General features: G+C 65.0%; 27 protein-coding genes and 1 pseudogene. 13 read left to right on the top strand and 15 right to left on the bottom strand.

Annotated elements, in window-relative coordinates:
• The first annotated feature begins 51 nt into the window (after window positions 1-51).
• Entirely contained in the window at window positions 52-2,424 is a 2,373-nt protein-coding gene (ppsA, locus tag QRN34_RS01785) for a phosphoenolpyruvate synthase (RefSeq protein ID WP_285401457.1), read from the top strand.
• 59 nt (window positions 2,425-2,483) lie between these two features.
• Here ppsA and QRN34_RS01780 read toward each other — a convergent pair whose 3' ends face one another.
• The 4 genes from QRN34_RS01780 to QRN34_RS01765 all read right to left on the bottom strand — a co-directional run bounded on the left by QRN34_RS01780 (window position 2,484) and on the right by QRN34_RS01765 (window position 5,498).
• A complete protein-coding gene (locus QRN34_RS01780) occupies window positions 2,484-3,254 on the bottom strand; it encodes a DeoR/GlpR family DNA-binding transcription regulator (RefSeq protein ID WP_036140834.1) in 771 nt (256 codons plus the stop codon).
• Window positions 3,251-3,871, bottom strand: coding sequence for an HAD family phosphatase (locus QRN34_RS01775; RefSeq protein WP_036140833.1), 621 nt, complete (start codon window positions 3,869-3,871; stop codon window positions 3,251-3,253). The genes QRN34_RS01780 and QRN34_RS01775 overlap by 4 nt, the downstream gene beginning before the upstream one ends.
• A gap of 12 nt (window positions 3,872-3,883) precedes the next feature.
• On the bottom strand, window positions 3,884-5,005 hold the full coding sequence (locus tag QRN34_RS01770) for an MFS transporter (RefSeq protein ID WP_285401456.1): 1,122 nt from the start codon (window positions 5,003-5,005) through the stop codon (window positions 3,884-3,886).
• A 76-nt stretch (window positions 5,006-5,081) separates the two neighbouring features.
• Window positions 5,082-5,498 carry a hypothetical protein gene (locus tag QRN34_RS01765; protein ID WP_051938722.1) on the bottom strand — a complete coding sequence of 139 codons (417 nt, stop codon included), beginning with the start codon at window positions 5,496-5,498 and terminating at the stop codon, window positions 5,082-5,084.
• A 196-nt stretch (window positions 5,499-5,694) separates the two neighbouring features.
• Here QRN34_RS01765 and lexA point away from each other — a divergent pair, with 196 nt between their 5' ends.
• From lexA to QRN34_RS01740, 5 genes are all read left to right on the top strand, one after another.
• Window positions 5,695-6,321 carry a transcriptional repressor LexA gene (lexA, locus tag QRN34_RS01760; RefSeq protein ID WP_285401454.1) on the top strand — a complete coding sequence of 209 codons (627 nt, stop codon included), beginning with the start codon at window positions 5,695-5,697 and terminating at the stop codon, window positions 6,319-6,321.
• 2 nt (window positions 6,322-6,323) lie between these two features.
• Window positions 6,324-6,953: a translesion DNA synthesis-associated protein ImuA gene (gene imuA, locus QRN34_RS01755; protein WP_036140830.1), complete on the top strand. Its 630-nt coding sequence runs from the start codon at window positions 6,324-6,326 to the stop codon at window positions 6,951-6,953.
• A 73-nt stretch (window positions 6,954-7,026) separates the two neighbouring features.
• Entirely contained in the window at window positions 7,027-8,436 is a 1,410-nt protein-coding gene (locus tag QRN34_RS01750) for a DNA polymerase Y family protein (protein WP_285401453.1), read from the top strand.
• A gap of 6 nt (window positions 8,437-8,442) precedes the next feature.
• Complete coding sequence (locus tag QRN34_RS01745; protein ID WP_285401452.1) at window positions 8,443-11,580, top strand: error-prone DNA polymerase; 3,138 nt, start codon at window positions 8,443-8,445, stop codon at window positions 11,578-11,580.
• A gap of 214 nt (window positions 11,581-11,794) precedes the next feature.
• A complete protein-coding gene (locus tag QRN34_RS01740) occupies window positions 11,795-12,073 on the top strand; it encodes a hypothetical protein (RefSeq protein ID WP_285401451.1) in 279 nt (92 codons plus the stop codon).
• A gap of 79 nt (window positions 12,074-12,152) precedes the next feature.
• Here the strand turns inward: QRN34_RS01740 and QRN34_RS01735 are convergent, their stop codons facing one another.
• Window positions 12,153-12,377, bottom strand: a complete 225-nt coding sequence (locus tag QRN34_RS01735; protein WP_036144222.1) for an RNA-binding S4 domain-containing protein — start codon at window positions 12,375-12,377, stop codon at window positions 12,153-12,155.
• Between the two features lie 47 nt (window positions 12,378-12,424).
• Window positions 12,425-13,537: an S-(hydroxymethyl)glutathione dehydrogenase/class III alcohol dehydrogenase gene (locus tag QRN34_RS01730; protein WP_036140827.1), complete on the bottom strand. Its 1,113-nt coding sequence runs from the start codon at window positions 13,535-13,537 to the stop codon at window positions 12,425-12,427.
• Window positions 13,538-13,668: 131 nt separating this feature from the next.
• Between QRN34_RS01730 and QRN34_RS01725 the strand changes: the two genes are divergently transcribed.
• From QRN34_RS01725 to QRN34_RS01710, 4 genes are all read left to right on the top strand, one after another.
• A complete protein-coding gene (locus tag QRN34_RS01725; RefSeq protein WP_285401450.1) occupies window positions 13,669-14,565 on the top strand; it encodes a LysR family transcriptional regulator in 897 nt (298 codons plus the stop codon).
• A gap of 389 nt (window positions 14,566-14,954) precedes the next feature.
• Window positions 14,955-15,116 carry a hypothetical protein gene (locus tag QRN34_RS01720; protein WP_185754331.1) on the top strand — a complete coding sequence of 54 codons (162 nt, stop codon included), beginning with the start codon at window positions 14,955-14,957 and terminating at the stop codon, window positions 15,114-15,116.
• A gap of 615 nt (window positions 15,117-15,731) precedes the next feature.
• Window positions 15,732-16,337, top strand: coding sequence for an NAD(P)H-dependent oxidoreductase (locus QRN34_RS01715; protein ID WP_285401449.1), 606 nt, complete (start codon window positions 15,732-15,734; stop codon window positions 16,335-16,337).
• A gap of 104 nt (window positions 16,338-16,441) precedes the next feature.
• Window positions 16,442-16,624 carry a CsbD family protein gene (locus tag QRN34_RS01710; RefSeq protein ID WP_036140824.1) on the top strand — a complete coding sequence of 61 codons (183 nt, stop codon included), beginning with the start codon at window positions 16,442-16,444 and terminating at the stop codon, window positions 16,622-16,624.
• Window positions 16,625-16,682: 58 nt separating this feature from the next.
• Here QRN34_RS01710 and QRN34_RS01705 read toward each other — a convergent pair whose 3' ends face one another.
• Complete coding sequence (locus QRN34_RS01705; RefSeq protein ID WP_255349640.1) at window positions 16,683-16,808, bottom strand: hypothetical protein; 126 nt, start codon at window positions 16,806-16,808, stop codon at window positions 16,683-16,685.
• A gap of 176 nt (window positions 16,809-16,984) precedes the next feature.
• Between QRN34_RS01705 and QRN34_RS01700 the strand changes: the two genes are divergently transcribed.
• Entirely contained in the window at window positions 16,985-17,134 is a 150-nt protein-coding gene (locus QRN34_RS01700; protein ID WP_185754330.1) for a hypothetical protein, read from the top strand.
• Here the strand turns inward: QRN34_RS01700 and QRN34_RS01695 are convergent.
• A complete protein-coding gene (locus tag QRN34_RS01695) occupies window positions 17,131-17,307 on the bottom strand; it encodes a hypothetical protein (protein ID WP_185754329.1) in 177 nt (58 codons plus the stop codon). The two genes, QRN34_RS01700 and QRN34_RS01695, sit on opposite strands and share 4 nt — an antisense overlap.
• A gap of 209 nt (window positions 17,308-17,516) precedes the next feature.
• Here QRN34_RS01695 and QRN34_RS01690 point away from each other — a divergent pair, with 209 nt between their 5' ends.
• A complete protein-coding gene (locus tag QRN34_RS01690) occupies window positions 17,517-18,221 on the top strand; it encodes a Crp/Fnr family transcriptional regulator (protein ID WP_285401448.1) in 705 nt (234 codons plus the stop codon).
• 5 nt (window positions 18,222-18,226) lie between these two features.
• Here QRN34_RS01690 and QRN34_RS01685 read toward each other — a convergent pair whose 3' ends face one another.
• From QRN34_RS01685 to QRN34_RS01670, 4 genes and pseudogenes are all read right to left on the bottom strand, one after another.
• The gene (locus QRN34_RS01685; RefSeq protein ID WP_285401446.1) at window positions 18,227-18,508 is read right to left on the bottom strand and encodes a DUF3820 family protein; all 282 of its coding nucleotides are present in this window, start codon (window positions 18,506-18,508) and stop codon (window positions 18,227-18,229) included.
• Complete coding sequence (locus tag QRN34_RS01680) at window positions 18,501-18,737, bottom strand: hypothetical protein (RefSeq protein ID WP_285401444.1); 237 nt, start codon at window positions 18,735-18,737, stop codon at window positions 18,501-18,503. Before QRN34_RS01680 ends, QRN34_RS01685 begins: the two co-directional genes overlap by 8 nt.
• Before the next feature lie 68 nt (window positions 18,738-18,805).
• A complete protein-coding gene (locus QRN34_RS01675; RefSeq protein ID WP_285401443.1) occupies window positions 18,806-19,051 on the bottom strand; it encodes a DUF2188 domain-containing protein in 246 nt (81 codons plus the stop codon).
• Between the two features lie 151 nt (window positions 19,052-19,202).
• Window positions 19,203-19,931, bottom strand: a pseudogene (locus QRN34_RS01670) (NAD(P)-binding domain-containing protein); the annotation flags it as partial.
• 114 nt (window positions 19,932-20,045) lie between these two features.
• On the opposite strand from QRN34_RS01670, the gene QRN34_RS01665 reads away from it, so the two are divergent.
• Window positions 20,046-21,068: a TraB/GumN family protein gene (locus tag QRN34_RS01665; protein WP_285401441.1), complete on the top strand. Its 1,023-nt coding sequence runs from the start codon at window positions 20,046-20,048 to the stop codon at window positions 21,066-21,068.
• Here the strand turns inward: QRN34_RS01665 and QRN34_RS01660 are convergent.
• Genes QRN34_RS01660 through QRN34_RS01650 form a run of 3 tightly spaced genes read right to left on the bottom strand, consistent with a single transcriptional unit; the run spans window position 21,035 to window position 22,876 of the window.
• Window positions 21,035-22,093, bottom strand: coding sequence for a DUF4105 domain-containing protein (locus tag QRN34_RS01660; protein ID WP_285401440.1), 1,059 nt, complete (start codon window positions 22,091-22,093; stop codon window positions 21,035-21,037). The genes QRN34_RS01665 and QRN34_RS01660 overlap by 34 nt on opposite strands.
• Window positions 22,090-22,503, bottom strand: a complete 414-nt coding sequence (locus QRN34_RS01655) for a PAS domain S-box protein (RefSeq protein ID WP_285401438.1) — start codon at window positions 22,501-22,503, stop codon at window positions 22,090-22,092. Before QRN34_RS01655 ends, QRN34_RS01660 begins: the two co-directional genes overlap by 4 nt.
• 1 nt (window position 22,504) lies before the next feature.
• Window positions 22,505-22,876, bottom strand: coding sequence for a response regulator (locus QRN34_RS01650; protein ID WP_285401436.1), 372 nt, complete (start codon window positions 22,874-22,876; stop codon window positions 22,505-22,507).
• Window positions 22,877-22,958 lie beyond the last annotated feature (82 nt).

The raw sequence follows: 22,958 nt of genomic DNA, 5'->3' as shown, positions 1-22,958 counted from the left end.
GCGCCGGTTTTCCAGCGCGGCCCGCCGCCCAACCGATGTGAGGAACTTCCTTTGAGCGACCTGGTACTTTGGCTCGACGCGCTACGCATGACCGACCTCGGCAAGGTGGGCGGCAAGAACGCCTCACTCGGCGAGATGATCGGCAACCTGGCGAAACTGGGCGTCTCGGTGCCCGGGGGCTTCGCCACCACGGCCGACGCCTTCCAAACCTACCTCGAGAAGAGCGGCCTCGCCACGCGCATCCAGCAGCGCCTGGCCAGCCTCGATGTGGACGACGTGGACGAGCTGACCCGGGGCGGCAAGGAGATCCGCGGCTGGATCGTCGACACTGCCCTGCCCGGCGACCTCGAGCAAGCCATCCGCGAGGCGTACATCACGCTGTGCAAGGACGCTGGCGCGGACGACATCGCCGTGGCCGTGCGCTCCTCGGCCACCGCCGAGGACCTGCCGGACGCGTCCTTCGCCGGCCAGCAGGAAACCTTCCTGAATGTCGTCGGCATCGACGACGTGCTGCACAAGGTGAAGGAAGTCTTCGCCTCGCTCTATAACGATCGCGCCATCGCCTACCGGGTCCATCAGGGTTTCAAGCACGAGGACGTCTTCCTCTCCGCCGGCGTGCAGCTGATGGTGCGCTCGGATGTCGGCGCTTCGGGCGTGCTGTTCACGCTGGACACCGAATCCGGTTTCCGCGACGTCGTCTTCGTCACCGGTTCCTACGGCCTGGGCGAGATGGTCGTGCAGGGTGCGGTCAACCCTGACGAGTTCTACGTCTTCAAGCCCACCCTGCGTGACGGCAAGCCGGCGGTGCTCCGCCGCAGCCTTGGCGCCAAGCAGCAGCGCATGGTCTATTCCGACCAGCCGGGCGAGCGCGTTCGCATCGAGGAGACGCCGGCCGAGCTGCGCCACCGGTTCTGTCTCGTCGACAGCGATGTCGAGGAACTCTCCCGCCAGGCGCTGATCATCGAAAAGCACTACGACCGCCCGATGGACATCGAGTGGGCGAAGGACGGCAACACCGGCAAGCTTTATATCGTCCAGGCCCGCCCCGAGACGGTGAAGTCGCGCTCGCACGCCACCACGCTCGAGCGTTTCCAGCTCAACGAGAAGGGCAAGGTCCTCACCGAGGGTCGCGCCATCGGCCAGAAGATCGGCTCCGGCAAGGCGCGTGTGATCAATTCGCTTTCCGACATGAACAAGGTACAGCCCGGCGACGTGCTGGTGGCCGACATGACCGACCCCGACTGGGAGCCGGTGATGAAGCGCGCCGCCGCCATCGTCACCAACCGAGGTGGCCGCACCTGCCACGCGGCGATCATCGCCCGTGAGCTCGGCGTGCCGGCCGTGGTCGGCTGCGGCAACGCGCTGGCCTCGATCCCCGACGGCGCCGAGGTCACCGTGTCCTGTGCCGAAGGCGACACCGGCACGATCTACGAAGGCCTGCTGAAGTTCGATCGCATCACCGCCGACCTGGGCGCGATGCCGGAAGCGCCCCTGAAGATCATGATGAACGTGGCCAACCCCGAGCGCGCCTTCGACTTCGGCATGCTGCCGAACGCAGGCATCGGCCTGGCCCGCCTGGAGATGATCATCGCCAGCCACATCGGCGTGCATCCCAGGGCGCTGCTGGAATACGACAAGCAGGATGCGGAGACGAAAGCGCGGATCGATACGCGCATCGCCGGCTACAAGGATCCGGTCTCGTTCTATGTGGACCGCCTGGCCGAGGGCATCTCGACCATCGCCGCCTCGGTGTACCCGAAGCCGGTGATCGTGCGCCTGTCCGACTTCAAGTCGAACGAATACGCCGGTCTGCTCGGGGGCTCGCGCTATGAGCCGCACGAGGAAAACCCGATGATCGGGTACCGCGGCGCCAGCCGTTACGTCTCGCCGGATTTCGCCGAATCGTTCGCCCTGGAATGCAAGGCCGCCAAATACGTACGCGAAACCATGGGCCTGACCAATGTATGGGTCATGATCCCGTTCGTGCGCACGCTGGACGAGGGCCGCAAGGTGATCGAGGTGCTGCGCAAGAACGGCCTCGTGCAGGGCGAGAACGACCTCAAGGTCATCATGATGTGCGAGGTGCCTTCCAACGCGCTGCTGGCGGACGAGTTCCTCGATATCTTCGACGGTTTCTCGATCGGTTCCAACGACCTGACCCAGCTGACCCTCGGCCTGGATCGCGACTCGAGCATCGTCGCCAACCTGTTCGACGAACGCGACCCGGCGGTGAAGAAGCTGCTGTCCATGGCGATCAAGACCGCGAAGGCCAAGGGCAAGTACATCGGCATCTGCGGCCAGGGCCCGTCGGACCATCCGGACCTTGCCGAATGGCTGATGGAACAGGGTATCGAATCGGTGTCGCTCAACCCGGACACCGTGGTCGACACCTGGCTGCGCCTGGCGAAGAAAAAGGCCGGCTGACCGACCTTCCGATGGGTATCGCAGAACGGCGCCCTCCAGGGCGCCGTTCTTTTTCCAGGTCAGCAGTGCACGGTGACCCCGGCGTCGCGATACGTTGCCACCACCGTCGCCTCCGTATCGGCTGCCACCACCAGATGCGAGATGCCGGTGATGGGCACCGTGTGGTGCGTGGCCGAGGCCACCAGCTTGTCCGGTGTGGCGATCGCCACCGTCTCGCCGCTGGCTTCGATGATCGCCTGCTTGAACACCGTCTCTTCTTCGTCGTAGGTCCACAACCCCCGCTCGGGATCGATGGCGCAGACCCCCGGGAAACAGATGTCCGCGCGGATATCCTGCGCCTGGCGTACGGTACGCGAGCCGATCGCACCGCCGATGGAAGGATCGACCCGGCCACCCAGCAGGATCACCTCGAAACCGGGGCGACCCAGCACGGCAAGGGCGACATCGGGGGCGTTGGTCACGACGGTGAGGTCCCGGTGTTCGGGAAGCATCCTTGCCAGCACCGTATTGGTCGACCCCGCGTCGATGAAGAGGATCTGTCCGGTACCGACCAGGCCGACCGCGATACGGGCCAGTGCGTGCTTCAGTTCCGTGCGCTCGGCGTGACGCTCGCCCAGCGGCGGGATGTTCACCGCGAGCAACGCACCGCCATAGACCCGGCGACAAAGGCCTTGCGCTGCAAGATCGCGCAGGTCGCGGCGAATGGAGTCTTCGGACACCCGGAATTCCTGGGCCAGATCCGCGGCCACCACCCTGCCGTCGCGACGTAGCCGCTGCAGGATCAAGGGTTGCCGCTCACGTGGCAGCGTGGTGTCGGGCGATGCGCTCATGCCGCAAGGAAACCCAGGGCAATCAGTTCGTCACGCAGTTGCCTTGGCGTGTGGAAATGGATGCCGTGGATACCCAATGCCTCGGCGGCGTCGACATTAGCCTTGTTGTCGTCGATGAACACGGCGCGCGCCGGGTCGATGTCGTAGCGTTCGAGGAGTGTCCGGTACAGCTTCGGGTCCGGCTTGATCGTGCCCTCTTCCCCCGAGACCACGATGCCGTCGAACAGGCGGAGGAAATCGAAGCGTTCCCGTGCGAAGGGGAAGGTTTCATGCGACCAGTTGGTCAGTCCGTACAACGGATGGCCGGCCTCCTTCAGTTCCCTGAGGATGTGCAGGCTGTCGTCGATCGCGCCCCCCAGGGTTTCTTCCCAGCGATGCTGGTAGGCGGCGATCAGTTCGGCCTTGGTCGGATGTTCCGACGTGAGCACGCGGACGGCCTCGTCCCACGAACGGCCCGCATCCTGCTGCAGGTTCCATTCCGGTGTGGTCACCTCGGCGAGGAACGTCTCCATGCCCTCGACATCGTCACCGAACAGCTTGCGGTAGAGATAGCGGGGATTCCAGTCGATCAGCACGCCACCGAAATCGAAGATCACGACATCGCGTTTGTTATGCATGGAACACTCCTTTCAGCGGCGAACGATGGATGCGCAAAGGGATACCGCGACAAGCAGGGCGGCCACGCCCGCCAGGGCGATGGACAGGCTGCTGGCGTGGGCGACGAAACCGATGACGGCCGGCCCCGCGAGCATGCCCGCGTAGCCCAGTGAGGTGACGGTAGCGATGGCGATACCGGGTGAGGTGCTCACCTGGCGTCCCGCCGCGCTGAACAGCACGGGCACGATGTTGGACGCACCGATGCCCACCAGCACGAAACCGAGCAGTGCCATCGGGCCCCACGGCAGCAGCGTGGCGAGGAAGAAACCGGCGGCGGCGACCAGGCTGCCGACCCGCACGATGGTCGTGGCGCCCAGCGATGCCGTGATGCGGTCGCCGAGCAGGCGGCCCACGGCCATCGCCACGGAAAACGCCGCATAGCCCAGGCCGGCCGTGGCGGGATCGAAACCGCGCGAGAAGCGCAGGAACACGGCACTCCAGTCGAGCATGGCGCCCTCGGCCAGGAAGACGACCATGCACAGGAAACCCAGCAGGAACACCGCCCCGCCCGGCATACGGAACCGCGCACGCGCCTCGCCCGAGCCGTCGTCGTGACGCACGAGGAAGTGTCGCCACTGGGTGCCGACGATCAGCAGCAGCAGCACCGAGACCGCGATGGCGCTACCGGTCAGCGGCGATCCGAACCGGAGCAACGCCGCCATACCGGCGGAACCCGCCAGGCCGCCAACGCTGAATAGCCCGTGGAAGCCCGACATCATCGGCCGGCCCTGCTGTTTCTCGACATCCACCGCGTGCGCGTTCATGGCTACATCGACCACACCGAGCGATGCACCGAAGAACAGGAGTGCCGCACCCAGCCACCATGCATTCGGCGCAAGGGTGAGCAGGGGCAGCGCGAGGCAGACCAGCAAGCCGCTGACACCGATGACATCGCGGTGACCGAACCGGTGGGTGAAGAACCCCGCGAGGGGCATAGCCGCTGTGGCGCCGCAGCCCATGCAGAGCAAGACGAGACCGAGCGTGGCGTCGTCCAGGCCAAGGCGTTCCTTGGCATAGGGCACCATCGGGGCCCAACTGGCCATGCCGATGCCGGAAAGAAGAAAGATGAGCCGGGTGGCGCGGACGGGATTCATGCGTAGGCCGAAAGCAAGGAATACGCATCAATGTAATTAAACGTGCAAAAACGTGCAAGCCCGATACGCGTTTCGGTCAGATCCAGTGAAACCCCTTGGCCATCAGGGCAGCCATGCCCAGGGCAAGACTGATCATCGCGCCAAATAGCACGCGAAAATCCATACGCGACTGGTCACGTAAATGGCTCATATCGTTACGCGACTGGTCACGCAAATGGCTCATATCGTTACGCGACTGGTCACGTAAATGGTTCATATCGTTGCGAAGGTCGCGGAAATCCGTACGGAGACCGTTGAGGTCTTCCCCGATGTGCTCGAGGGTGACTTCGACGCGCGCAAGGCGGGTGTCGAGTTGGGTCGTGGCGACTTCCAGTCGGCTGAGGCGATTTTCCATGGCGGGATACTCGGCTGTGATGTGCTCGCTTGCAAGTTGCGAAGGTTGGCAGGAGACGACAACCGTTTCGTTTCCGGCACCGGATCGATCCATGATCATGCTGTTCTCCCACGGGAATGAAGGGGCCGGGGCCTGCTGACAGGATCCGAGGTGAGCATTCACCTTGGCTGCCAGAATCGACAGTCGCGCTTGCCCACCGCTTTCTGTAAGCCTGGACGACACGGCTACGTTTCCGGATTTTCTCAACAGGCCTACCCTCTTGCACCGGCGGCCCGACATCTGTACAAATGTACACATGTCGACACCTACCCTCACCGAGCGCCAGCAAAAGACCCTCGCCTTCCTGCAGGAATACCTGCAAACGCAGGGCCTGCCGCCCACATTGCGCGAGATCGCCGATGCCCTGGGCTTCCCCAGCCACAGCTCGGCGCAGGCCTGCGTGGAGTCGCTGGTCCGCAAGGGTGTCCTCGAGCGCTCCCCCCAGCACAGGGGCCTGCGCCTGTCGGCGGGTAACGCGGCCCTCATGCGGGCCGCCGCAGCCAACGATCTTCCGCTGATCGGCCGCGTGGCCGCGGGCTCGCCGATCCTGGCGGAAGAAAACATCGAAGCGCAGCTCGAGGTGGACCCTGCCCTGTTCCGGCCACGCGCGGACTACCTGCTGCGCGTCGTCGGCCTGAGCATGCGCGATGCCGGCATCCTCGATGGCGACCTGCTGGCCGTGCACAAGACGGCCACCGCCACCGACGGGCAGATCGTGGTGGCCCGGCTCGACGACGAAGTCACCGTCAAGCGCCTCCGGCACGAACGCGGCCGCCTCCTTCTTCTGCCTGAAAACCCCGACTTCCAGCCCATCGAAGTCGATCCCCGTCGCCACGCGTTCGCCATCGAAGGGCGTTACGTCGGCATCATCCGCAGGACCTGACCATGAATGCCATCGCTGCCCCGACCCTCGCCCAGGTGCTCGACCATCCCGGTATCTGGCGCCGTTCCGCCGATCGTCAGCCGCGCACGCGCGCGCTTTCCACGGGCTGGACGTCCCTGGACGCAAAGTTGCCTGGCGGGGGATGGCCGCAGGGTGCGCTCAGTGAAATCCTGTTCGAACACGATGGCCTGGGCGAACTGGATCTTGTGATGCCCGCGCTGGCCGCGCTCACGCAGGAACACCGCCGCGTGATCTTCGTCGCTCCTCCTTATCTGCCTTATGCGCCAGCGCTCGCGGCCGCCGGGGTCGATCTGCGCTTCCTGCATGAAATCCATGCCGGCACGACCGAGGCGGCCTGGAGCATGGAGCAATGCCTGCGCTCCGGCTGCTGCGGCGCCGTGGTCGGCTGGCTGCCGGATATCGACTATCGCAGCCTTCGTCGCCTGCAGCTGGCCGCGGAAAGTGGCGACGCCTGCGCCATGATCTTCCGTCCCGCCGCGCATGCCGCGCAGAACAGCCCTGCGGCACTCCGTCTCAAGGTCAGCAACAGCGACGAGGCCACCTATGTGGATGTCCTCAAGTCGCGCGGACTGCTGACCACCACCGCTCCGCTGCTGCGCATGCGGGCCTGATGAACCTCGTCATGACGACGTGTTCCACCCGCCGTCGTGACGAACGCTTCGTCGCCGCCTTTCCTACGCAGCCATGCTTTGGGCCTGCCTCCGTTTTCCCGGCCTGGCGTTCTCCGCCGCCTTCGCCGCGACCTCGGAGGCAGGCCCCTCTGCCTTGCTCGACACCCGGTCACGCCAGCGCCTGATCGCCGCCGCCAATACGGAAGCGGCCACCGCCGGTGTTCGTCGGGGACAGAGCCTCGCCGCGGCGCGCGCCCTTTGCCCCGCACTGGATGTACGCCCACGCGATCGTGCCGCCGAGTCCCGCCTGCTCGCGGAACTCGCCGCCTGGTGCTACCAGTTCAGCGGACACGTCAGCCTGGTACCCCCTGCAGCCATCCTCCTCGAACTCGGCGCCAGCCTGAGGCTGTTCGACGGCTGGCCGGTGATCGCCGAACGCCTCCGTCATGGCCTGGGCGAACAGGGCCATGTCCACACCATGGCGGCAACGCCCTTCCCTGCTGCCTCGTGGGTGTTCGCGGCGCACGCTGATGGCATGGTGCTGCCCGAACCGCAAGGCGTCGTCCGCATGTTGGGCGCCTTGTCGCTGGGACAGGCCGGCCTGCCTGCCGCGACGGTGAAATCGCTCCAGGCCATGGGGTTTCGCCGGCTCGGCGACATTTTCCGGCTGCCGCGCCCGGAGCTCACCCGTCGCATCGGCCGCGATGGCGTGAACTGGCTGGATCGTCTCCGTGGTCAGGCCGCCGCACCGCTGCCCGCGTGGCAGCCACCGGCAAATTTCCGACAGAAGATCGAGTTCGACAGCGAACTGGACGGCAGCCAGCCACTGCTGTTTCCCTTGCGCCGGCTGACCCGCTCGCTCGCCAACCTGCTCGCCGCACGCGACGGTGGCGTGCAGCGTTTCACCCTGACGCTCGAGCATGCCCGCGGCGCCACCACGCGCGTGGTCGTGGCGATGGCCGCACCCCAGCGCGAGGCGGAACGCCTGTTCGAACTGGCCCGCACCCGGCTCGAACGCACTGCGCTGCCCGCACCGGCGCGCGCCATCGAACTCGATGCCGAGGAACTCCCGGTCTTCCGGCCACCGGTGCGCGACCTTTTCGAGCCCATCCGCGGCGACGGACTGGACTGGCCCACGCTCGACGAACGGCTGCGCGCCCGCCTGGGCGATGCGGCACTCCGGCAGATCGCCATGGTGGCCGACCATCGACCGGAGCGCGCCATGCGCTACGGCCCGCCAGATACCACGGTGGCCCTGCCACGCCGCCGACGCCCGTTATGGCTGTTGCCACGTCCACTACCGATGCGTCCCGAGCCCGTTGCCGTGCTGGCCGGGCCGGAGCGTATCGAAAGCGGTTGGTGGGACGGCGACGACACGCGTCGCGATTACTACATCGTGCGCACGCCATCCGGGCAGCAGGCCTGGGCCTACCTGCCGCCGGGCACCCTCGACGGCTGGATGCTGCACGGCTGGTTCGCCTAGGTCGCCGTGCTGCCCTTTACCCTGCCGCCGCCCGCAAACGAGGGCGAAGTCGACCTTCCCGCCTATGCCGAGCTGCATGCGCTGAGCGACTTCAGTTTCCAACGCGGCGCCTCCAGCGCGCGTGAGCTGTTCGAGCGCGCCAGGGACATCGGCTATACCGCCCTGGCGATCACCGACGAGTGTTCGCTTTCCGGCATCGTCCGGGCACTGGAAGCCTCGCTGGAGGTCGACCTGCCAATGATCGTCGGCAGTGAGTTCCGTCTGGCGGACGGCACCACGCTCGTGCTGCTGGTAGAAAACCAGGACGGCTATACCGAATTATGCCGATTGATCACGCTGGGCCGACGGCGCGCCCCGAAAGGACGCTACGAGCTGCACCGTGCCGACCTGGAAAACCTCGCCCATGGCCTCTGCCTGCTGTGGGCACCGGGCCCGTTGGCGGCCGACGATGCCGCCACCCATGACGACCGCGCAGCGTGGGTGGCCACGCATTTCCGCGATCGCGCCTGGCTGGCCGTGGAACTGCACCGCGGCCAGCACGATGCGGCCGAACTGGCGGCGTGGCGTCACCTGGCGGAACGGCATGGGCTGCCATGCGTCGCCGCCGGCGACGTGCACATGCACCTGCGCGGGCGTCGCGCCTTGCAGGATGTGATGACGGCGATCCGCCTCAACCGCAGCGTGGCCGAGGCCGGCCACCACCTCTTTCCCAACGGCGAACGCCACCTGCGTCGGCGTGAGGCACTCGCGCGCATCTATCCCCGCGACATGCTGGAGCAAAGCCTCGTGGTGGCCGCCCGCTGCACCGGTTTCGACCTCCGCAAGATCCAGTACGTCTACCCGCGCGAACTGGTGCCCGAAGGCACCGATCCTGCCGCTTACCTACGCCGTCTCACCTACGAGGGCGCGGCGCGGCGATGGCCCGGGGGCATGAAACCCGACCTCGTCACACGCATCGAAAAAGAACTGGACCTCATCGCCAAGTGCCGTTACGAGGCATTTTTCCTCACGGTGCAGGACATCGTCAGGTTCGCCCGCTCGCAGCAGATCCTTTGCCAGGGCCGCGGCTCCGCTGCCAATTCGGTGGTCTGTTTCTGCCTGCACATCACCGAGGTCAACCCGGACCAGATCACCACGCTGTTCGAACGGTTCATCTCGCTGGAACGTGACGAGCCACCGGACATCGACGTCGACTTCGAGCACGAGCGCCGCGAGGAAGTCCTGCAGTACGTCTTCGAGAAATACGGCCGCGAACGGGCCGCGCTGGCGGCTACGGTCATCAGTTACCGGCCCAAGAGTGCCGCCCGCGATGTCGGGCGTGCGCTGGGGTTGTCCGAAGACCAGCTCGACCAGCTCAGCCGTGCTTATTCGCACGCGCATGGCGAGGTGCCGATCATCCAGCGCCTGCAGGAGCGAGGTTTCGACATCGCCAGTCGCACCATCCGGCAGCTGATCGTGCTGGTGCACGAGCTCAACGGCATGCCTCGCCACCTGTCCCAGCACGTAGGCGGTTTCGTCATCTCGGATACGCCGTTGCACCATCTGGTGCCCGTCGAGAACGCGGCAATGGACAACCGCACCATCATCCAGTGGGACAAGGACGACCTGGAAACGATGAAACTGCTCAAGGTGGATTGCCTGGCGCTGGGCATGCTGACCTGCATGCGCAAGGCGATCGACCTGCTGCGTGCCCGTGGCGGCGAGGATTACACCCGCATGGCCGACATTCCCATGGACGATGAAGAAACCTACGCGATGATCCAGGCCGCCGATACCGTCGGCGTGTTCCAGATCGAATCGCGTGCGCAGATGTCGATGCTGCCGCGCCTGAAACCGGCCATCTACTACGACCTGGTGATCCAGGTGGCGATCGTGAGGCCCGGCCCGATCCAGGGCGGCATGGTTCACCCCTACCTGCAACGACGCCAGCTGCCGCCGGACCAGATCGTTTACGAACCGGGCGTCAAGGACGTCCTGGAACGCACCCTGGGCGTGCCGATCTTCCAGGAGCAGGTGATGAAACTGCTGCAGGTGGTGGCGGATTTCACCGAAAGCGAGTCGGACGACCTGCGCCGGTCGATGGCGGCGTGGAAGCGCCGCGGCGGGTTGCAGAAATTCGAGCCGAAGATCCGTGCCAACATGGCGAAGAACCATTACACCCCCGAGTTCACCCAGCAGATCATCGACCAGATCCAGGGGTTCGGCAGCTACGGCTTTCCCGAATCGCACGCGGCCGGCTTTGCGTTGATCGCCTATGCCTCGTCGTACATGAAATGCCACCATCCGGAAATCTTCTGCTGCGCCTTGCTCAACAGCCAGCCGATGGGTTTCTACGCGCCGGCGCAACTCGTCGCCGACCTGCGTCGGCACGGCGCCGAGGTGCGCCCAGCCGATGTCACCGCCAGCCAATGGGATTGCACGCTGGAAGCGACCCGGACCCCACGTCCTGCCTTGCGCCTGGGTCTACGCCTGATCGGCGGTTTATCGGCCGACCTCGGCGCACGCATCGTGCAGGCACGCGACAGCGCGCCCTTTCGCGATCTTGCCGACCTCGCCCACCGTGCACGCCTTAGCCGTTTCGAGCGCGAACGCCTGGCGGATGCCGGTGCCCTGCGCGTGCTCAGCGGCCATCGTCATCGCGCCCGCTGGGAGAGCTCCGGCATCGAACGCAGCCTGCCGCTACTGGAGGCCGTGGCAGAACAACCTACGCCACTGCGCCCACCCAGCATGGCCGAAAACGTCTTTGCCGATTACGCCACCACCGGCCTGTCGCTGGCGGGCCATCCCCTGCTGCTGATTCGCAAGATATTGCAGTCGCGCCGTGTCCGTCGTGCACGGGACATGGAAGACACACGCAGCGGCACGTGGTTGCGTCATGCCGGTCTGGTCACGATGCGCCAGCGTCCCCAGACCGCCAGCGGGATCACCTTCGTCGCCCTGGAGGACGAAACGGGCCAGGTCAACGTCATCGTGCGACCCGCGGTGGCCGAGGCCTGTCGGCAGGCGCTACTGGAAGCCGTGCTGTTGGCGGTCGACGGCCGCTGGCAGTCGATCGAAGGCGTGCGCCACCTCGTAGCAAGCCGTCTTCATGACTACAGCGACCTCCTGCCGGAACTCGGTGCCGTGTCACGGGATTTCCACTGATCGTGCCAGGAATCGCACGACCTTGCCGTTACTTAACGCCGGCTAATTTTACTCTGAACGGTTAACCGAAATTTGCTGCTTCGCAAGAACACTGTTCAGCGGAAACGCGATAGCGTCTATCCCATCGACACACCCGGATATCCGGTAAGCGATGCTCATGCGCCGTGCATCGCGAAGTTCGACCAAGGCGCCACAAGTTCCAGGAGATTTCGTCATGCGCAACACGAAACTGATCGTCGCCATGCTGGCTGGTTGTATGGCTTTCGGCGGCGCCGCCATGGCCCAGGATGCTTCGCAGTCGGCGTCCCCCACGCCGTCTTCCAGCGCGGGCTCGCAGACGCAGACCACCAGCGATGCCATGAAGAGCACCGGCACGTCCGGCTCCGCCGCCACCAACTCCAATGGCTCGATGAAATCCACCCACAAGAAGCACAAGAAGAGCACCTCGACCACCGGCACCGAACCGGCCAAGTCGTCCAGCTCCGGCATGTAATTCCGCATCCGCGGACAGCAGCCAAAAAAAACCCCGGCGCCGCGAGGCGCCGGGGTTTTTCATGCCGACGAAGTGCGCGTCAGTCCACTTCGGGCAGGACGCTGATCTCGTCGCTACCGATGGTGACCACCTGGCCCGCGCGCACCTTGTAGGTCTTGCGCATTTCCGTCACGCCGTCCACGGCGACCAGGCCATCGGCCACCCGATGCTTGCCCTCACCGCCACTGGCGACGATGCCGGTCAGCTTGAGCAGCAGGTTGAGTTCGACGTAGTCGCCTTCGAGGCGGAATTCATGAAACGGCATGACGGTGGTTTCGCTTAGGTAACGGTGCGCCATTAGAACACGAGTATTCAGTAGAGGATGACCGAGCGGATAGCCTTGCCCTCGTGCATCAGATCGAACGCCCGATTGATCTCCTCCAGCCCCATCGTATAAGTGATCATCGGGTCGATCTTGATTTCGCCTCCCATGTATCGATCCACGTAGCCCGGCAACTGGCTGCGCCCCTTCACGCCGCCGAACGCCGAGCCGCGCCATACGCGCCCGGTCACCAGCTGGAACGGACGGGTGCGGATCTCCTGGCCGGCACCGGCCACGCCGATGATGATCGACTCGCCCCAGCCCTTGTGGCAGCACTCCAGGGCAGCGCGCATCACGTCCACGCTGCCGATGCACTCGAACGAATAATCCACACCGCCATCGGTCAGGTCGACGATCACCTGCTGGATCGGCGTGTCCGGGTAGTCGCGGGGATTGATGCAATCCGTCGCGCCCAGCATCTTCGCCATCTCGAACTTCGACGGATTGGTGTCGATCACGACGATGCGACTGGCCTTGGCCATGACCGCGCCCTGCACCACCGACAGGCCGATGCCACCCATGCCGAACACCGCCACCGTCGAGCCGGGCTCGACCTTGGCCGTGTTCAGCACGGCACCGATACCGGTGGTGATTCCGCAACCGAGCAGGCAGACCTTCTCCAGCGGTGCGTTCTTGTTGATCTTCGCCAGGGAGATTTCCGGCAGCACCGTGTATTCGCTGAAGGTGCTCGTGCCCATGTAATGCAACAGCGGCTTGCCCGCCAACGAGAAGCGCGACGTGCCGTCCGGCATGACGCCCTTGCCCTGGGTCAGGCGGATCTTCTGGCACAGATTGGTCTTGCCCGACAGGCAGAACCGACACTCGCCGCACTCCGGGGTGTACAGCGGAATGACATGATCGCCCGGCTTGAGCGACGTGACACCCTCACCGACCTCCTCGACGATGCCACCGCCCTCGTGACCCAGGATGACCGGGAAGGCCCCTTCGGGGTCGTCGCCCGAGAGCGTGTAGGCATCGGTATGGCACACGCCGGTCGCCACGATGCGGACCAGCACCTCGCCCGCCTTCGGACCCTGGACATCCACTTCTTCGATGGACAACGGCTTTCCTGCTTCCCAGGCAACAGCGGCGCGAGACTTCATGGCGGGCAATTCCTCTTACACTAAAGGCGGAACCGGCATGGCAGCCGGCGGTAGCGAGGATTTTAGCCATCCCCGGGCCTGTCGATTAGCCGCCCTGCAGGTGAAGCATTTTTACAGGGGAGCAAAGATCGATGCGTGCTTGGGACGGGATGGACGCCTTCGTCGAAGTGGTACGGCTAGGCAGCTTCTCCGCCGCCGCCCGCAGCCTGGGACTGTCCACGGCCTTCGTCAGCCGTGCCGTGAGCGCGCTCGAGCAACGACTCGGCACGCAGTTGCTGCACCGGACCACCCGCAAGCTCCGCCTCACCGACGCCGGGCGTCTTTACTACGAACACGCGCGACACCTGCTGGAAGGCTTCGATGCCGCCGACCAGGCCATCGTGGACTTCCAGGACGGATTGCGAGGCAACCTGCGCATCAGCCTGGCAACCACCTATGGCGAGCGCTACGTGGCGCCACTGGTCAATGCCTTTCTTGCCCTCCACCCCCAACTGGGCGTGGACATGGATTTCTCCAACCGTACCGTCGACCTCATCGAGGAGGGCTACGACCTGACGGTACGCACTGGCCTCCTGCCGGATTCCAACCTGGTGGCCCGACGCCTGGGCGAACGGCGGCTGTTCGTCGTCGCCTCGCCCGCCTATCTGTCGACGAATGCAGCGCCGGCGACACCCGACGACCTCGCCGGGCATACGCTCCTGCTGGGATCGGCCAGTCACTGGATCTTCGCCGAGCACGGCCAACCGCGGCAGCGACCTGTCCAGGGCCGCTATCGGGCCAGTTCAGGCCAGGCCTTGCTCGACGCGGTGCACCGCGGGCTCGGCATCGCTCAGCTGCCCGACTTCTACGTGGAGCAGGCATTGGTCGAAGGAAGCCTGGTCTCCCTGCTCGATCCATGGCGTTACGAGCACGGTGCGGTGTGGCTGGTGTACCCGCAGAGCCGCCACCTTTCCCCCAAGGTTCGCCAGCTTGCCGACTTCCTGGTGGAGCGGCTCCAGACACCCCCGTGGCGCCGAACGATCGTTTGAGTTAAACTAGGGTTAACGGATACAGCTGAAACGGTGAACGAAAGCCCGCGGTAAGGGTCTCTGGAAAGCGCTCCGACACACCGTCCGACGATTTTCTTGAACCTTTTCCTCACAAGCCTGTCCAACCTTTCAATGCCCGGGACCCCTTGTAATGTCCCGAGCCGCCCATACAAAAGGCGTGTAGTAAACTCGTTAGTTCAGGAATTAAGCCCTATCGGGTGATGACGAAAGCCTAACGAACCGATTGTTCACCAAACGAAACGGACTAACCGCCCAGCGCGCCTTCTTCAAGGCCCTGCACCGGCGTAAGGTCCCCACCACGTCAAAGACCGGCGACGTTGGTGCCAGAGCATTTCGCATCCGGTCACAGACGACTGGGAGACACGACCATGAACGAACTTCGCAACGAATACGGCATCACCACCTTCGAATACTCGACCGGCTTCCGTGCAGGCGACAGCAGCACCGGCCTCGATCTGTTCGGCGGTGAAATGGACGGTTACGACTGGCTGGGCGAGGTTGCCAGCCGACTCAGCGGTGACGCGGTCTAGGATCGCGTCATAGCCCGAAGCGCTTGCGCTCGGGTCATGGTTCCTGAAAAACGCATCGAGGCCCGTCATATGACGGGCCTCGATGCAGTAAAGACGACGCGAGGCCTGGTGGCCCGGTCGTGGCGGATAAACCGACGTCCGCCCCCTCAACCTTCCCCTTAGCCTCCGGCCCACCGGCGGCTTTCGCTTGCCTGGAAGCCTTCGGCCTGCCCGGGCACGCGGTAGAACGCCTCAGGGTTCAAGGAATCCGGATAGCCAACGCCTCGGGTGCCACAGGCGACGGGCCGCTGTCGTCTTCCGGTTGATCCGGGTGAGCAGGCCGTTCCTGCGGTTCCGTGCCCGGGCTACCGCCCGGTGTCTCGGGCCGCGGATCGGTCGGCGACTCTTCGGGAAGGACCGGTGAGCGACCGGGGGTTTCGGGCACGTAAGGACTTTGCATAGCGTCGGCAACCGTCAGCGTCATGGTGCATGCACGTTGCGCGACCCCGCGTGATATCGCTGTCACTTCGATGTCATCGGTGCAGGCCGTTACCGACGACATGCACATCCGAACGACATGTGCTGCACACCCCTTGTCCGAGGTTGGCGCTCCCCCTCGAACGAACGGAGCGTTGTATGGCACTCAAGGCCCTCGGACTGAACTGCACGCTTACGCGATCGCCCAAGCCGTCATCCAGCCAGAAATTGCTCGACCAGTTACTGGAAGGCCTGGAACGGCATGGCGTGGATGTCGACAGTGCGCGCGTGGTCGACCTGGACATCAAGCCCGGCGTCAGCCACGACGAAGGCAACGGTGACGCCTGGCCAGCGCTGCGCGAGCGCATCATGGCAGCGGACATCCTGGTCATGGTCACACCCATATGGATGGGCCAGCCCTCGAGCGTCAGCAAGCGTGTCGTGGAGCGCATGGACGCCATCCTGCGAGATATCGGAGACGATGGACGCTACCCGACGTTCGGCAAGGTCGGAATTGTCGGTGTGGTGGGCAACGAGGACGGCGCCCACCATGTCACCGCCGAACTCTACCAGGCGCTGGCCGATGTCGGCTTCACGATCCCGGCGGGAAGTTCCGCTTACTGGGTGGGTGAAGCCATGTCGGATACCAACTACATCGACTTGAAGAAGACACCGGCGAAAGTTTTGCAGACCATTGCAACGCTGACGACCAACGCTGCACATCTGGCCAAGCTGCTCAAGGCGTCCGGCTATCCGGCACCCTGAATACCATCAACCGGTGCCCACGCTTGCTTCACGCGGCGCTCATGGCGTCGAGGCGTAAACAGGGGACGCTGCGAATGACGCAGAGCCTGCAGAGGAACACCACCATGGACAAGAATCGCACCGAAGGCACCAAGCACGAAGTCAAGGGCGCCGTGAAGGAAGTGGTCGGCAAGGTCACCGGCAATCACGCGAAGGAAGCCGCCGGCAACATCGAGAAGAACGCCGGCAAGGCGCAGAAGGAAGTAGGCAAGGCCGCCGACAAGGTGCGCGACGCCGGCAAGCACTAAGTGCTTTGCACGAGGGACCCCAAGGGGTCCCTCGCTTTACGGGTACGCCCAACTACCCTCAGGTACAACCCCTGACCAGGAAGATCAGCAGCAGAACGGGAATGGGCACGCCCAGCACCCACAACAGGATGTACCCGATGCCGCCTTTCTGTTTGTCAGCCACCGCAATCTTTCCCTCGTCCATCGGACGTCCCTCCTCGTTGTTAACCGGAAGTCAGCGTCCATGGACAAGCGTGCATCCTGCGTGACGCGCACGACATGAGCCGTTTCGCAATAACGAAAGGCATGCACGCCATCGACGTGCTGGCGGTGACGCTGGACACTTGATCGGCACGACGCCGTGATCGGGAAATCGTACGCATGAACCGCACACGCTATTACGCACTCATCGCGCTGATTGTCGCGATGGTGGCCATCGTGGTCGTGGGAGCCATCCACAAGGGTGGTCCGGCCGGCGACACCCCGGACGACGGTGCGCGTGCGCCGGCAAGTCACGCCGCCGAGCGCTAGGCCGTCTGTTCTTCCACTGACTGGGCCGCGTCGTGGACGGCGGCGGCGCGCTGCATGGCCACCAGGAATTCGGTGCCGTAACGCATGACGAACGGCGCCACGGTGCCGGGCACGAAGCCCTCGGGCAAGCTGACGGTCTCTGATTCGGGCAAAAGCGTGGATCGACGTGCCATGGCCTGTAAGGCCCCCTTGTGGTTCCCCCAAGCGCTCTTTACTAAGGCAAATGCCAAACGGCGTCAAGCCTCCGCGATGCCATGGCCCCGTGCCATGACATGACCTCCCTTGCGGCAAATCGGCGCAAGCACCTGATCGGCTCCATGACTGTGCACCCGGCGGCGTAAAATGAAGATGCACGCCCTTCCGGCGTGCATGGAGGTCTACCGTGCCGCACCGTCTCGCCGCCGACAAGCGCCCCGCTCCCGCGCGTCGCACGTCGGCGTGCTGCAATGCCGCCTGTCGCCATGCCGAAGCGTGCGAAGCCACACGAGGTGGCGACCCTGCCCTCCTCGACATGCGCGATGTCGTCGAACGGGTGGGCCCCTTCTCGGATGGCGATCGCCTCGTGCAACCGGATGCCCCTCACCGAGCGGCCTTCGCCGTTCTCAACGGCATGGCCAAGACCGTCGGCGACGGCCGCGTGCTGGCGTTTCACCTGCCCGGCGAACTGTTCGCCCTGGAGGTCGCACGGAACGGAACGCACGGGCGTTCCGTCATGGCCGTGGGCAAGACATGGTTTTGCCGGTTTCCCCGCGAGGCCGTCGATGCGCTATGCGTGGAAAACGACGCGCTGACACGCCACCTCCGCATGCTGCGTCGGCGGGAACACACCGTCACCCGACATGCCGCGGAGGGCGTTGCCGCATCGAGGGTCCGCGACTTCCTCATCGACCTGCTGGACCGACGCCGCCGTTTCGACGAACACGCCCGCACGATCCCGTTGCCGATGTCGCGCGACGACATCGGCTCCTACCTGCGAATGAGTTCAGCCACGGTGACGCGCATGCTGGCGAAGCTGCGCGGCGACGGCATCATTGCCGTCCATGCGGACGGTGTGGACATCATGGACGACATCGCGCTGCGGCGTTGACCCGCTTAGGTCGGTCCACGCGTATCCCGTCGCCGCGCGGGCTGCCTGAGCGGATCGAGCAGGCTACGCAAGCCGTTGTGGTCGAGTTCCAGCATGATGGACAGCAAACGTCCCAGTTCGCCAGGAGGGAAGCCCTCACGCGCGAACCAAGCCAGATAGGGACCGGGCAGTTCCGCGATCGGCTTTCCCTTGAATTTACCGAACGGCATGATGGCCGTCGCGAGACGTTCCAGGTCGGCGCGAAACGTATCGGACGGTTCCGTCGGCGGCTGCGCGGGATCAGTCATCGCCCGGATCGAAGCCCTCGCGCTCCTTCATGAGCTTGCGAGCGGCTGCAACGCCCAGGTTAAGGCCTTCCGCGCAGGCGTCTTCCTCGTTCTCGTGCAGGGTGGTACAGAGCTTTTCGGCAACCTCGTCGCCGTCTTCGCTAATGACGTATTTGCCGCGCCAGCGCCCCGGCTTTGCCACGTAACATGAGCCTTCCACGTCGAAGTAACCGATCTTGCGATGCGTCATAGGTGGGATGATCCTCGTTCCAGCGCATCATCCTAAGCATCGGGCATCAAGACGACGTGCACTGGTGGCTACAGCAGTCCGCTGACCGGGCGCTTGGCACTGGATTCGAACTCGCGCCAGATGCCGTCGGCACCTTCGACCGAGACGAGTACCTGCAAACCGTTCTGTGCACCGAGCAGCTTGGACTGCTGAACGGCATAGGCGATGGCGGCGACACGCGTGTCGAAATTTTCCGTGGGCACGCCGTTCATCTGCACATGCCACAAGCCAGCAAGGTCCGGGCTGAACGGGATGTCGTAAATGACCAGGGCCATGGAAAAATGCGTAACCTCGAAGTTCCGTCGATGCGCTCGCGACGAGCGAGACAGTCCTGCCACGGAAGGGATGCGCAAGACTATCCGTTCGTACGTGTCGCCACAATGGAAGAAATGCCCAAAAAAAGCTTCACATGAAAGTCACGGCACATCAGCGCGGCGAGCCATCATCGCCCGGGCTGCGCGAGGTAGCACGCCATTCGGGGAGGCGATCACGGCCGGCGTCGAGCAGCCCCTGGCGCACACCCTCGATGTCACGATTGGACCCGTAGACGGGCGTGCCGGGCTGTTGCTTCCAGGAGTCCGCCAGCGTGCCGGCATCCACGCCATCGAAGCCGATGTCGTCGACCAGCTTCAGCACCTTGGCCTTGGCATTGGGGTCGTCGCCTGCCACCGGCAGGGCGATCCGGCGCTCGGCTGTCGATGGCACGCCCAGGCTGCCCAGGTGCTCGGCGTGGATATTGTTGAAGGCCTTGATCACCGGTCGCTTGAGTTGTTCAGCCACCCACTGGCTCTCGGTCAGGCCTTCCTCGATGCCGGCGATATGGCCATCGCGCTGCTGCGGATAGTAGTTGCCCGTGTCGATCACAACCGTTTCCAATGGCACGTCGGCGAACAGGTCGCCCGGCAGGTCGGGAATGCGGGACTCCGGAATGGTGACGACCACCACCTCGCCCCCGCGTGCTGCCGCTTCCACCGTCACCGGCACCGCGCCGGTCTCCGCGGCAACGGCGGACAAGGTCTCCGGGCCGCGCGAGTTGGCGATCAGGACATCGTGACCCGCTTCGCGAAAACGCCTGGCAAGCGCCTTGCCGATGTGGCCTGCGCCGATAATGCCGATCTTCATGTGCGGAACTCCGGTCCGGGAAAGTGATCCATGTTCACGATCCCATGTGAATGCCGGGCGAGCACCCGGTTAAGCGGTCACCCGGGCCAAGCGGCACTCCTCCCTTCAGCGTTCCTCCTTTAGCCTAACGCCATGACCCCGAACCGCATGCTCAGAGCCCTTGCCGCCCTCGGCCTCGTCCTGTCGGCAGCCCTCCCCGTTGCCGCGCAGACGCCACCGCCCGCCGTGCCACCGCCGGCCACGTCCGTGCCCCTGCTGGAAGCGGTGACGGTCAGTGGCGAGCAGCCGGGCCCGGGCTTGTGGCGGGCAAGCCGAGGGGGCCACACGCTGCTGATCCTCGGCACGCTCACCCCGCTGCCCAAGAACATGACCTGGCAGACGCGGGAGATCGACGAGGCACTGGCCCATACCGGGGCGCTCATCCTTCCGCCCAAGGTGGAGATCAAGCCCAATGCCGGGTTCTTCGGTCGCCTTGCGCTACTGCCCTCGCTGATCGGGGTGCGCAATTCGCCCGATGGCAAGACGCTGCAGGAGACCGTGCCACCCGACGTCTACGCCCGTTGGCTCACGGTGAAGGCGAAGTACATCGGCGACGATCGCAAGGTGGAGCGCTACCGGCCCCTTTTCGCCGTGCTGGAGCTGTACAAGGCGGCCATACGCAGCAGTGGCCTGGCCCGCTCGGGCGGCGTCACGCGCACAGTGATGGACCTGGCGACGCGCCACGGCGTAAAGCAGGTACCCGTCGAGTACACCCTGCTGGTCGACGATCCGCGCGCCGTGGTGAAGTCGTTCAAGCGTTCGAACCTGGACGACGTGGCGTGCTTCGCACAGAGCATCGACAACATCGACGCACAGCTGGCCGACATGGCCCGCCGTGCCAATGCGTGGGCGACGGGCGATATCGCCGCGCTGCAGGACGAACGCACCGCCCGGCAACGCATCACCTGCATGAACGCGGCGACCGACAGCGGCATAGCCCAGCAGATCGGCCTGACCGACATACCCAAGGCCGTGCGGGAGCGCTGGCTTGCCGCCGTGGATACCGCGGTGGCCGCCAACGACCAGACCCTCGCCATCGTGCCGCTGGACGACCTGCTGGGCACCGACGGCTACCTGAGCGCACTAAGCGCCAAGGGCTATAAGGTGTCGGCACCCGACGATGACGACTGAACCGACGGGACGCCGACGCGTATGGCCGACGAAAAATCGTCTTCCGCGGTGGTGGTCCGGGCACGGTCGGTGATGCGCCCGAGGCGCCGCCAGGTCTCCACGCCCAGGCGTGGGTCGAGCGCGCCGACGTCCATGAAGTATTCCGGTAGGTAACCCGTGAGCAGCAGGCGCGGGTCCAGCGGCAGGCCGCTGTCGATGCGCCGTGCCATGCGATAGACGATGGTGGTGCAGTTGGAGGTCACCGTGTTGTAGAAACGCGGCTCGTGCGTCATCCGGTTGGCGGCTTCCACGTAGGACACGAACAGCGAGCGCATGGCCTCGCGTGGCATGCGCAACGGGAACAGGTAGTCGTCCTCGCCGCGCACGTTGGTCCTGACGCGAACGATATCGCGCTCGTCGGCGGCAAGCAGGATCAATTCGAACTGCTTGAAGAACCCACCCACCTCGGAAAAGGCCTCGCCTCGCTCCCGCCGGATCTCGACCGAGAAGACCAGGTGGCGTCCGTCGTCGAAACCGAACGACAGCATGGCGTGCGCGATGGCCTCGCCCGACCAGTAGGAGAGGATCGCGTCCACCCCGGTGAGGTGATCGAGATCGTACTGGCGGGTTTCCCATCGTGCGTCGTAGTCGTCATCCGTGCGCCAGTCGAAATGGCGAACGTTGTGCAGGGTGACGCGCGAGCCGTCGATGGTTCCCGACACCAGCCGGCTCACGTCGTCCGCCCAGACGCGATCGTTCGACGGCCGCACGGTGGTCCACCACAGGACCAGTGCCGACAACGCGACCAGCATCGCCACCGGCGCCCACCAGGGGCGCCAGACGACCAGGGCGGCGCACAGGCCCAGCCACGCCACCGACCATGCGCCCGCGCCGACCATCCGCACGTAGGACGGCCCGGGCAGCTGGTAGCTCAGCGCAAGCGTGCCCCAGGCACCCGAAACGAACAGCACCAGCCCCACCGCCGCGCCGACGAGGACACGGGCAAGCAGGCGATATGTCCCGCCACGCGCGACACGGCTTCTCATCCGGGGCGCGGCTCGCCGACGGCGTCGTGGACCAGCACCGCCCCCACCTGGTCACCGTCCCGATCGCAGACCGGATACGACGTACCCTGCATGACCTGGCGGCTGCCGTCGGGGCGTCGCACGACCCATCGGGCATGCCGAATGGTCTCGCCGTGTTGGACGGAACGGGTCAGGGGCAGGTCATCGGAGGGATAGGGACGCCCTTCCTCCGTGAACAGGCCATACATCCGGCTGTAGTCTTCGGGGATCACCGCCAGCCGCACCCATCCGTGCAACTGGGCGGCGCGATCGTTGACATGCACGATGGCGCCGGCGGCATCCACGACGATGACTCCGAAATCGGTGTCCTTCAGGCTGCGCCACGGCTGTCCACCGTACGTCCACGGCTCGTCGAAATCGATACGCGACATGTCACCCCCTGGTCGATGTCGCCTGGTCCAGTGCATTTTCCAGCTGGTGAAGACTATACGGTTTGCAGACGACGGGCGCGCGGTACGTTTCGGGAATATCCGTGCTGAGCGTACCGGTGGCCAGCACGTAGGGAATGCCCCGCCGCTGCAGCTCGTCCAGTACCGGATAGGCCATGACACCCTGCAGGTCGAGATCGACCACCGCCACGTCGAACTGTTCCATCCGGGCGAGGCGGAGCGCATCCGTCAGGCAGGACGCGGACGCGGCGATGTCGAAGCCCAGCCGCTCCGTGAGCAGGTCCTTCAGCGCGGCAGCCAGGTCCGCATGGTCTTCGAAGACGATCACGCGCCGCGCCACATGGATGCTGCTCATGGAACCCCCGGACTTGCGGTGCTGTCTCCCCTTGCAGGCACGCTACACCGGTTGCCCACTGCCAGCCATACACCGAATGGCA

Source organism: Luteibacter sp. ME-Dv--P-043b, assembly GCF_030209605.1.
Taxonomy (GTDB): domain Bacteria; phylum Pseudomonadota; class Gammaproteobacteria; order Xanthomonadales; family Rhodanobacteraceae; genus Luteibacter.
Note: the sequence above shows the minus strand (reverse complement) of the source record. Positions and strands in the feature narration are given on the sequence as shown.